The organism is Burkholderia sp. YHN3-13 (genome assembly GCF_055810675.1).
On record NZ_JBVVNQ010000043.1, the window covers coordinates 1 to 9,459 of the forward strand.

A 9,459-nucleotide genomic window follows, 5' to 3' on the forward strand; every position below is an offset into this window, starting at 1 on the left:
TAGTCGGCCGCATTCGCCGCACGTTGCGGCTGCCTGCATCCGCGCGGACGCGTCGCTCGTATCTGGTTGAAGAGATCACAGCGGGCGTTGCGCTGCACAACGTGCAGCGGGCGTGCCACCGATCGTTCAATCACATGCATCCGAGAGTGCTATATTTCGCTCGACATTCACATCATGGCGGTCCGCGCCATCCACTTTGCATGAGCGACACGCCAAGCGGTGCCAGCGGCTTCGATCAGACAGCCCCTTCGCGCGATGCCGATGCGGATGTCGCGCGCCGCGAACATCTGAACCGGGTGATGCTTCAGGCAGCAACCGGCGACCAGGCGGCTTTCGCGGAGTTGTACCGGCTGACCGCGTCGCGGGTGTTCGGGGCAATCGTGCGCATGCTTCACGATCATGGGGAAGCCGAGGATCTCCTCCAGGAGGTCTACACGACCGCATGGCGACGCATCGACGCGTTCGACCTGGCGCGCGGCGGCGCGATGACGTGGCTGATCACGCTGGCGCGCAACAAGACGATCGACCGCTTGCGGCAGCATCGCGACGCGCAACTTGACGACGAACAGGCGCTGGAGCTTCCCGCCGAAGATCCGACGCCCGCCGCGCTGGCGGAGGCCTCGCAGGAGCGCCTGCGCCTCGAGCGATGCCTCGCGCAACTCGATCCGCAGCAGGGCCGCGCGGTGCGCGAGGCCTTCTTCAGCGGCGCGACCTACAGTGAGCTGGCAGCGCGACTGCGTGTGCCGCTCGGAACCATGAAGAGCTGGATCCGGCGCAGCCTGATGCAGCTGAAGGTGTGCCTGGAGCAATGAATACGCCGGCCGATCACAATCGCGAATTGCGCTGCGCAGAATACGCGCTCGGCGTGCTCGACGCAGACGCGCGCCGCGAGCTGGAGCAGGCCGCCGCTCGCGACCCGGCGTTGCAAGCCGCGCTCGAGCGCTGGCAGCGCCACCTCGCCCCGCTCGCGGGCGACGTCACGCCCGTCGACCCGCCCGCGCGAACCTGGACGAGGATCCAGCACCAACTGGGCTTCATCCCGCCGCCGCGCGCACGCAGCGCTGCGCCATCCGACGGATGGTGGAACAGCCTGCGACTGTGGCGCTGGGTCGGCATGGGCGCGAGCGTGGCGGCGCTCGGACTGCTCACGGTCAACGTGATCCGGGTGGGCGAAGCGCCGCCGCGCCCCGCTGCCGAAGACAGCCACTACATGGCGGCCACGCTGGCACAAGCGGATGGCGTCGCACGGTGGACCGCCACGGTCGACTTGCAGCGTGCCCGGATGGTCGTGGTGCCCGCGAACACGCCACCGATCGCCGCGGACCGCTCGACGGAGCTCTGGCTGATTCCGCCAAATGCGAAGCCGATCTCGCTCGGCGTATTCGCGTCGAACGCACCGGCGTCGATGACGCTGCCGCAAGCGATCGTCGCGCGACTCGATGCACGCGCGGTGCTCGCCGTATCGCTCGAGCCTAGCGGCGGCTCGCCGAGCGGCCAACCCACCGGGCCGGTGCTCGCCACCGGCGCGATGCACACCACTTGACGCGCGCAACGCGCGCTCAACCCGCGAACGTAAAGGGAGGCGGCGTGCCGCCCGCTGCCGTCTCTCTCGACGAGATCGCGCATCTCGTCGCATCCGTCTGCATCCGATCGGTTGACCGCTCCGTATAGAGGGATATCGCGCCCTCGGAGCCCGTATGCCCGCCGTCGTCGTTGCCCTCCTCGCCTTCGTCGGACTGATCCTGTCCTTCACGGCGGTATGGATTGCCCAATTGCATTCCCGGAACGCCGGGATGATCGATCCTGTCTGGGCCGCGACGCTCGGCGGCGTAGCCGTGTTCGTCGCCGTGCTGGCTACCGGCCCGGAATTGAATCGTGCGCTCGTCGCCGCCGGCGGCGGCATCTGGGGGCTGCGACTCGCGCGACACCTGTGGCGGCGCAATCGCGGGCAGCCGGAAGACCCGCGCTATCGACAGTTCCGCCTGCAGTGGGGCGACGCCGCGCCGCGCAACATGTTCTGGCTGTTCCAGTTGCAGGCGCTGATCTCGATGCTGCTGTCGATCGCGTTCTTCATCCCCGCATACAGCGCGGCAGCCCCGTCCCGGTCCGCGATCGCCGCGGCAGTAGCGATCTGGATCGCCGCCGTCGCCGGAGAGACTGCGTCCGACCGGCAACTCAAGCGGTTTCTCGCGGATCCCGACCACGGCGGCCAGGTCTGTCGCGCCGGCTGGTGGCGCTATTCGCGGCACCCCAACTATTTTTTCGAGTGCGTGCACTGGCTCGCCTACACGGCGCTGGCGATTGGCATGCCGTGGGGCTGGCTGACGCTGTTCCCGCCACTCCTGATGGCATGGCTGCTGCTCAAGGTATCCGGCTTGCCGCTGCTCGAAGCGCGTCTGGTGCAAAGCCGGCCGGGCTACCGCGAGTACATGCGCACGACCAGCGCCATCGTTCCGTGGCCTCCGAGGCCGGCGCCCGGCCCTTCCCCCACTCGATCCGATCACCCTGAAGACCGGAGTACGCGATCATGACCGCTACCACCTCGCAACCGTCGCCGGCCTCGGCGGCGGCACCCAACGACGCCTGGCTGATTCGCTGCTGCGAGCGCGGCTGGCTGCCGGACCGGCTGATCCGGGCCGGCATGCGCTCGCTGATGCGGCAACGCCTGCGCGACGAACACGCGTATGACGGCGAACGGCGCGCGGCGGCCTACGACACGCTGGTGCGTGAACTGGGCGCGAGCCCGATCGCAATCGAGACGCTCGCGGCGAACACGCAGCATTACGAAGTGCCCGGCAGCTTCTTCGAGGCCCATCTCGGCCCGCGGCTCAAATATTCGTGCGGCTATTACCCGCGTGGCGACGAAACGCTGTCGCAGGCAGAGGAGGCGATGCTGGCGTTGTACGCGCAGCGCGCCAGGCTGGAGGACGGCCAGCGCATTCTCGACCTCGGATGCGGCTGGGGTTCGCTGTCGCTCTGGCTCGCCGAACGGTATCCGGCCGCGCAGATCGTCGGCCTGTCGAATTCGCACGGTCAACGCCACTTCATCGAGCGATGCGCGACGCAGCGCGGGCTGACGAATCTGCGAATCGTGACCGGCAACGTGGTGGAGTTCGACTTCGATCCCGCGGATGCCGGTTTCGACCGTGTGCTCTCGATCGAGATGTTCGAGCACATGAAGAACTACGGGCAACTGCTCGCCAAAATCGCGCGCTGGATGCACGACGACGGCAAGCTCTTCGTGCACATCTTCGCGCACAAGCTGCTCGCCTATCACTTCGCGGTGCGCGACGACACCGACTGGATGTCGCGCTATTTCTTCACGGGCGGGACGATGCCGTCGGCCGACCTGCTGCTGCGGTTCCAGGACGACGTGCGCATCGCCCGCCAATGGTGGCTCGACGGGACTCACTACGCCCGCACGGCCAATCAGTGGCTCGCGTCGCTCGATGCGGCGCGCCCCAGGGTCATGCCGATTTTCGAGACGGTCTACGGCGCCGACGCCCGCATCTGGTTCCAGCGCTGGCGGATGTTCTACATGGCGGTCGCCGAGCTGTTCGGCTATGCCGACGGGCAGGAATGGGGCGTCGCCCACTATCTGTTCGACAAGCGCCGGGTGCTCGCATGACGGCCGCGATCGCGTACCGGGTTCTCCGCCGTGCCGCCGTCACGGTCTTGACGGCGCTCGCGATCGGCGCCGCCGGGTGCTCGGGCAGCCCGTCGAACCCGAATCCGCGCGCCGCCGTTCCGCTGTCGACCGTACCCGTCGACTTGCCGCGCTACATGGGCCGCTGGTACGTGATCGCGAACATCCCGTATTTCGCGGAACGCCACTTCGTCGGCAGCCGGGCCGAGTGGCGCCTGCGCGACGATGGCCGGATCGACGACGCATTCGTCGGCCGCAAAGGCGGCTTCGACCAGCCCGAGAAGCACTATCGGTTCGTCGACGCGGTCAAGCCCGGCAGCGGCGGCGAATGGCGCGTGCGGCTGTTCTGGCCGGTGTATGTCACGCAACTGACGCTCTACGTCGACCCCGACTACCGGTACACGATCCTCGGCTACCCGGGCAAGACGCTCGGCTGGATCTTCTCGCGCGAGCCGACGATGGACGACGCCACCTATCGCTCGCTGCTCGCCCGGCTCGATGCGATGGGTTACGACACGTCGCGCTTCAGGCGGGTGCCGCAAACACCCGACCAGATCGGCAGGCCGGGCTTCGCGTCGCCCGGCGATCGCGAATGACCACCGCACCTGCATCCGCCGCGTGCGGTGCGACGTATATGAGCACGTGTGATTCCCGAACCTGCACTTGTGACTGACGGAGACCATTCGCGATGCACCCGGAACTTTCAATGTCGCTGCCCGGCCGGCGGATTGCCGTCGTCGGCGCCGGCATCGCGGGCCTGGCCAGCGCGTACTTGCTGGCCCGCCGTCACCGTGTGACGCTGTTCGAGGCCGCCGACTACCTCGGCGGTCACACGCACACGGTCGACGTCGAACTCGACGGCGCACGCCACCCCGTCGACACGGGATTCCTTGTGTTCAACGACCGGACCTATCCGAACCTGATCGCGCTGTTCGACGAACTGGGCGTGGCCGCCCATTCGACCGACATGTCGTTTTCGGTTTCGGTCGACGGCGGCCGGCTCGAATGGGCCGGCAGCAACCTGAACACGGTGTTCGCGCAACGCCGCAACTTGTTCTCGCCGACCTTTCTCGGGATGTTGCGCGACATCCTGCGCTTCAACGCGTCCGCGCACGATCACCTCGAATCGGCGAGCCGGCAGCGTCTTTCGGTCGGGGAACTGCTGACGGCCGGCGGTTACGGCGCATCGTTCCAGCATCACTACCTGCTGCCGATGGCGGCCGCGATCTGGTCGAGCGCGGCCAACGACATCCTGCGGTTTCCGGCGGCGACGTTCCTGCGCTTCTGCCTGAATCACGCGTTGTTGCAGGTCAACAACCGGCCGACCTGGCGCACCGTCGCGGGCGGCGCGCGGCAGTACGTCGAGCGCATCGCGGCGACGCTCGACGATGTGCGCGTAAATACGCCGGTCCGCGCGATACGGCGCGACGACGCGGGCGTGACGGTGGCGACCGATACAGCCGGTCACGAGCGTTTCGACGCGGTCGTGCTCGCGTGCCATGCGCCGACCAGCCTGCGGCTGCTCGCGGATGCCAGCAAGGCCGAGCGCGACGTGCTCGGCGCCGTGCGCTACCAGCACAACGTCGCGGTGCTTCATACCGATACCGCGTTGCTGCCGCGCCGGCGGCGCGTGTGGTCGGCGTGGAACTACCTGGGCGGCCGGCCGAGGCGCACGGGCGGCGAATCGCCAGTGTGCGTGAGCTACCTGCTCAACCAGTTGCAGCCGCTGCCGTTCCGCTCGCCGGTCGTCGTCACGTTGAATCCGGTCGACGAGCCCGCGCCCGACACCCAGCTCGGCCGCTACGATTACGAGCACCCGCTGCTCGATCTCACGGCCGTGGATGCGCAGCATCGCCTGCCGATGCTGCAAGGGCGGCGCAATACCTGGTTTGCGGGAGCATGGACGGGCTACGGGTTCCATGAGGACGGACTGAAATCGGCGTTGCGCGTCGCCCGCAGCTTCGGCATCGCGCCGGCCTGGGCTCGCCCATGAACGCGCCCTTTGCCCGCGACGGCATGGCCGCCCGGCTTCTCGTCGGCACCGTGATGCACGAACGGCTGCGGCCGGTGCGCCATGCGTTCGCGTACCCGATATTCCAGGTCTGCTGCGACGTCGAGCGGCTGGCCGAGATCGATGCCGGCTGGTTCGGCATCGATCGCTGGGCCCCGCTCGCGCTCGCTTCCCGCGACTACGGCCCGCGCGACGGCCGCGCGCTCGGCCCGTGGATGCGCGAAGTCCTCGCGCACGCCGGCATTCCCGCCGACGGCCCGATCTGGCTGCAGACAATCCCGCGCGTCTTCGGCTACGCATTCAATCCGGTGAGCTTCTGGTACTGCTACGACCGCGCGGGCCGGCTGCGCGCGCTGTACGCCGACGTGCGCAATACGTTCGGTGCGCACCACGGCTACCTGCTGAGTGCGATGCGCCACGCGCCGATCGACGCCGACACCGTGCTCGTCTGCCGCAAGACGTTTCATGTCTCGCCGTTTTGCGACATCGTCGGGGATTACGCGTTTCGCGTGCGTCAGTGCGGCGACCACCTGAGCATGGCGATCGACTATCGCGACGACGACGGCCTGCTGCTGCGCACGGCAATCGCCACGCGGTCCGCGCCGCTGACGGCGGCACGCGCATGGCGCGCGCTGGCCCGGCAGCCGCTGAACGCGATCAACGTCGTCATTCGCATTCATTGGCAAGCGCTGCGGCTGTGGCTCGCGCGCGTGCCGTTCTACGGCAACACGCCCCCCGGCCGTCCTGCCGCTGCCGCTGCCGATTCGCCATTGTCCCGTTCGCCGGGCGCGTCGCCACGCGGCCGCTCGGCGCTGTCCGATCACGAGGCTCGTCCATGACCTTGCTGCGCCTGCTGTCTCCCGCATCGCAACCGGCGATGCCGCTCTCGGCCCGGTTGTTCCTCGCGCTGCTCCGGCAAATCCACGACGGGCACCTGACGCTCGTGACGCCCGAAGGCGCGCAGCATGTGTTCGGTGATCCGCACCGCCAGCCGGCCGCGACGCTGCAGGTCCGCGACTGGCGGGCATGCCGTGCGATCCTGCGCGCGGGCGACATCGGATTCGCGGAAGCGTATCGCGCCGGCTGGATCGACACGCCCGAACTCGTCGCGCTGCTGCGCCTCGCGATCCGCAACCAGCCGGTGATCGCGACGACGGTGACCGGCGGCCGCCTGGCACGCCTCTGGTACGCGCTGCGGCACCGGCTGAGGATGAATACGCGGGCCGGCAGCCGCCGCAACATCCACGCGCACTACGATCTCGGCAACGACTTTTACGGATTGTGGCTCGACGACACATGGACGTATTCGAGCGCCTGCTTCGACGGCGACGCGCAGCGTTCGCTCGCCGACGCGCAAGCGGCGAAATATCAGCGCATCGTCGATTCGCTCGGCCTGCACGCCGGCATGCGCGTGCTCGAGATCGGCTGCGGCTGGGGCGGGTTCGCCGTGCATGCGGCACGGCAGGGCATCCGCGTGCATGGCGTCACCATCTCGCAGGCGCAATACGCGCTGGCCGCCGAGCGCGTTGCGCGCGACGGGCTGTCCGATCGCGTCACGCTCGAATTGCGCGACTATCGCGACGTCGACGGCCAATACGACGCGATCGTGTCGATCGAGATGTTCGAGGCCGTGGGCGAAACGTTCTGGCCGGTGTACTTCGACACGCTCAGGCAGCGCCTGAAGCCCGGTGCTCGCGCGCTGATTCAATCGATCACGATCATCGAGTCGCTATTCGACGCGTACCGCACGTCAAGCGACTTCATTCGCGAGTTCATCTTTCCCGGCGGGATGCTGCCGAGCCCGGAGCGTTTCATCGATGCCGCGCGGCGGGCCGGCCTGGCCGCCGAACCGGTGCTCGCGTTCGGCGACGACTACGCGCGCACGCTGCGCACCTGGCGGGCCGCGTTCGAGGCGCGCATCGACTCGGTGCGCGCGCAACGGTTCGACGAGACGTTCATTCGCACCTGGCGGCTCTATCTCGCCTATTGCGAAGCGGGATTTGCCGAGCGGCGGACCGACGTGATGCATTTCATCGTGTCGTCGGGCGGCTGACATGCGGCGCCGGCTTGCGATGCTCGCCGCAGTCGCGGCCGCGGCGCTGGCTGCCCCCTTGTTCGCCGGCGCGAGCTGTGTCGACGACATCGCATCGGCGCGACTAATCGGATCCGGCCGGTTCTGCATACTGGGCATCTGCCTGTACGACGCCCAGCTGTGGGCGCCCCGGCCCCCCGGCGCGTTCGACACGCCGTTTGCGTTGTCGCTGGCCTACCGTCACGACGTGAAAGGCGAGCGGCTCGTCTCGACGGGCATGGACGAAATCGAGAGACTCGCACCCGCGCCGTTGCCGGCGACGACGCTCGATGCTTGGCGCCGCGATATCGAACGGGCTTTCACCGACGTATCGCGCGGCGACGTGCTGTGCGGCGTGTATGTGCCCGAGCGCGGTGCACGCTTCTACACCAACGGCCGCCTCACGGCCGACGTGACCGACCCGGCGTTCGCGCGCGCATTCTTCTCGATCTGGCTCGACCCACGCACGCGGGCAAAGTCGTTGCGCCGTCAGTTGCTGGGCGACGATGCGCGCTGATTCGACGGTGAGCGGCGATGGTCCGATGTATCGACGCCGGCAGCGCTGCTCGACCGGACAGTTCGCCAGGATCCTTCTCGACGCGTGATTCGCCATGGTCAACAAGATGCACTTGCCTGAGAAGACATGCGAGACCTGCGGCTTGCCTTTCAGCTGGAGAAAGAAATGGAAAGCCGCCTGGGACGAAGTCCGATATTGCTCGGAGCGTTGCCGTCGAAATCGGCGGCCGCGTTCCCGCATGAAGCCAAACGCTGCACGTTGGTGACTTCGCGTTGACGAGCCGGTCGCGAGCAGCGCGCGGGCCCGGTCGGCGCTTCGATCCGAGACGGAATGCTCGCGCCTGTTTTGGGCAATCCGGATCGATCGGCGCCGGTGCGCGCACAGGCGCGCTCGTCAGGGCAGTCCTCCCCCTTCCCCGTGGCCGTCTGGTTCCCTATAAGCGGCTCACTCCGCCCCGTTTCAACTGCACGACGCTTTGCGGGAACGGCCGCGGACCGGATCTCGCCGTATCGACACGCAAATGTGCGACACGGTCGATGCATACATCGAAATCGCGCACCTTCCGGCGTACTTTCTGGCCCGTCATGGCACAAATTAACCACCACCCCATTGACCCTGGAAATCGTTTCATACGCCACACCAACACGAAATTCCCCTGCACAAACGAGGACTCCCGTGCTCGCAACGCAACCTTACAGCACCGACGCGTCAAATGACTCAAAATAATCCGGGACAAATTGTTATGTGAATCACTTTTCCGCTTCACTTTCCGGAAAATTTGCATACAATCCAGCTGTGACGCATGAATCGACCGAGGGAGGCCCCGTGCCAACACGCAATCACGACATCAAGCCGCGCCGGTTTACGGCGTGTCCGGCTTCATGGATGGCGCGCGTGTCCGTCGCCCCGGCACGCAACCCGTTACACCACGCCGGTGCGGCGCTCGACCGGCCGATTGCATCGCGCTTGCGGGTCGCCGCGCAGCAGCGCGGCCAACGCTGCCGGCGCCGCTCGCCGCTGGTGACCGACCGGTGTGCAAGCGCCGGCCTGCAGGGCGCACTGCCCGAACGGCGATCGCACACCGTCGCGGCTCGCGTGTGCCCCACGCTACTCGTCACGGGCGTCCTGACTGCATCCGACGAAACGATCGAGCAGGCCGGCCTGCACGTCAGCGAGCGCGTCGAGTCGGTGCCGCGGGCGCTACGGCAGCCGGG

General features: G+C 67.6%; 10 protein-coding genes and 1 pseudogene. All 11 read left to right on the plus strand.

The window, feature by feature from the left end; genetic code table 11:
- The first annotated feature begins 200 nt into the window (after nucleotides 1-200).
- Complete coding sequence (locus tag AC0KUR_RS37240; RefSeq protein WP_473377334.1) at nucleotides 201-812, plus strand: sigma-70 family RNA polymerase sigma factor; 612 nt, start codon at nucleotides 201-203, stop codon at nucleotides 810-812.
- Nucleotides 809-1,543, plus strand: coding sequence for an anti-sigma factor (locus tag AC0KUR_RS37245; RefSeq protein ID WP_334005922.1), 735 nt, complete (start codon nucleotides 809-811; stop codon nucleotides 1,541-1,543). Before AC0KUR_RS37240 ends, AC0KUR_RS37245 begins: the two co-directional genes overlap by 4 nt.
- Nucleotides 1,544-1,697: 154 nt before the next feature.
- Nucleotides 1,698-2,531: a DUF1295 domain-containing protein gene (locus AC0KUR_RS37250; protein WP_334005925.1), complete on the plus strand. Its 834-nt coding sequence runs from the start codon at nucleotides 1,698-1,700 to the stop codon at nucleotides 2,529-2,531.
- Entirely contained in the window at nucleotides 2,528-3,628 is a 1,101-nt protein-coding gene (locus AC0KUR_RS37255; protein WP_124629188.1) for an SAM-dependent methyltransferase, read from the plus strand. The genes AC0KUR_RS37250 and AC0KUR_RS37255 overlap by 4 nt, the downstream gene beginning before the upstream one ends.
- Nucleotides 3,625-4,242, plus strand: coding sequence for a lipocalin family protein (locus AC0KUR_RS37260; RefSeq protein WP_473377333.1), 618 nt, complete (start codon nucleotides 3,625-3,627; stop codon nucleotides 4,240-4,242). The genes AC0KUR_RS37255 and AC0KUR_RS37260 overlap by 4 nt, the downstream gene beginning before the upstream one ends.
- A gap of 92 nt (nucleotides 4,243-4,334) precedes the next feature.
- Entirely contained in the window at nucleotides 4,335-5,639 is a 1,305-nt protein-coding gene (locus tag AC0KUR_RS37265) for an NAD(P)/FAD-dependent oxidoreductase (RefSeq protein WP_124629192.1), read from the plus strand.
- Complete coding sequence (locus tag AC0KUR_RS37270; RefSeq protein ID WP_334005932.1) at nucleotides 5,636-6,496, plus strand: DUF1365 domain-containing protein; 861 nt, start codon at nucleotides 5,636-5,638, stop codon at nucleotides 6,494-6,496. The genes AC0KUR_RS37265 and AC0KUR_RS37270 overlap by 4 nt, the downstream gene beginning before the upstream one ends.
- A complete protein-coding gene (locus tag AC0KUR_RS37275) occupies nucleotides 6,493-7,710 on the plus strand; it encodes an SAM-dependent methyltransferase (protein ID WP_124629196.1) in 1,218 nt (405 codons plus the stop codon). Before AC0KUR_RS37270 ends, AC0KUR_RS37275 begins: the two co-directional genes overlap by 4 nt.
- Nucleotide 7,711: 1 nt before the next feature.
- A complete protein-coding gene (locus AC0KUR_RS37280) occupies nucleotides 7,712-8,245 on the plus strand; it encodes a chalcone isomerase family protein (protein ID WP_046546927.1) in 534 nt (177 codons plus the stop codon).
- A gap of 106 nt (nucleotides 8,246-8,351) precedes the next feature.
- Nucleotides 8,352-8,510 (plus strand): DUF2256 domain-containing protein, encoded by a 159-nt coding sequence (locus tag AC0KUR_RS37285; RefSeq protein WP_371748595.1) that lies wholly within the window; start codon nucleotides 8,352-8,354, stop codon nucleotides 8,508-8,510.
- 620 nt (nucleotides 8,511-9,130) lie between these two features.
- Nucleotides 9,131-9,459 (plus strand): annotated as a pseudogene (locus AC0KUR_RS37290) (hypothetical protein); the annotation flags it as partial.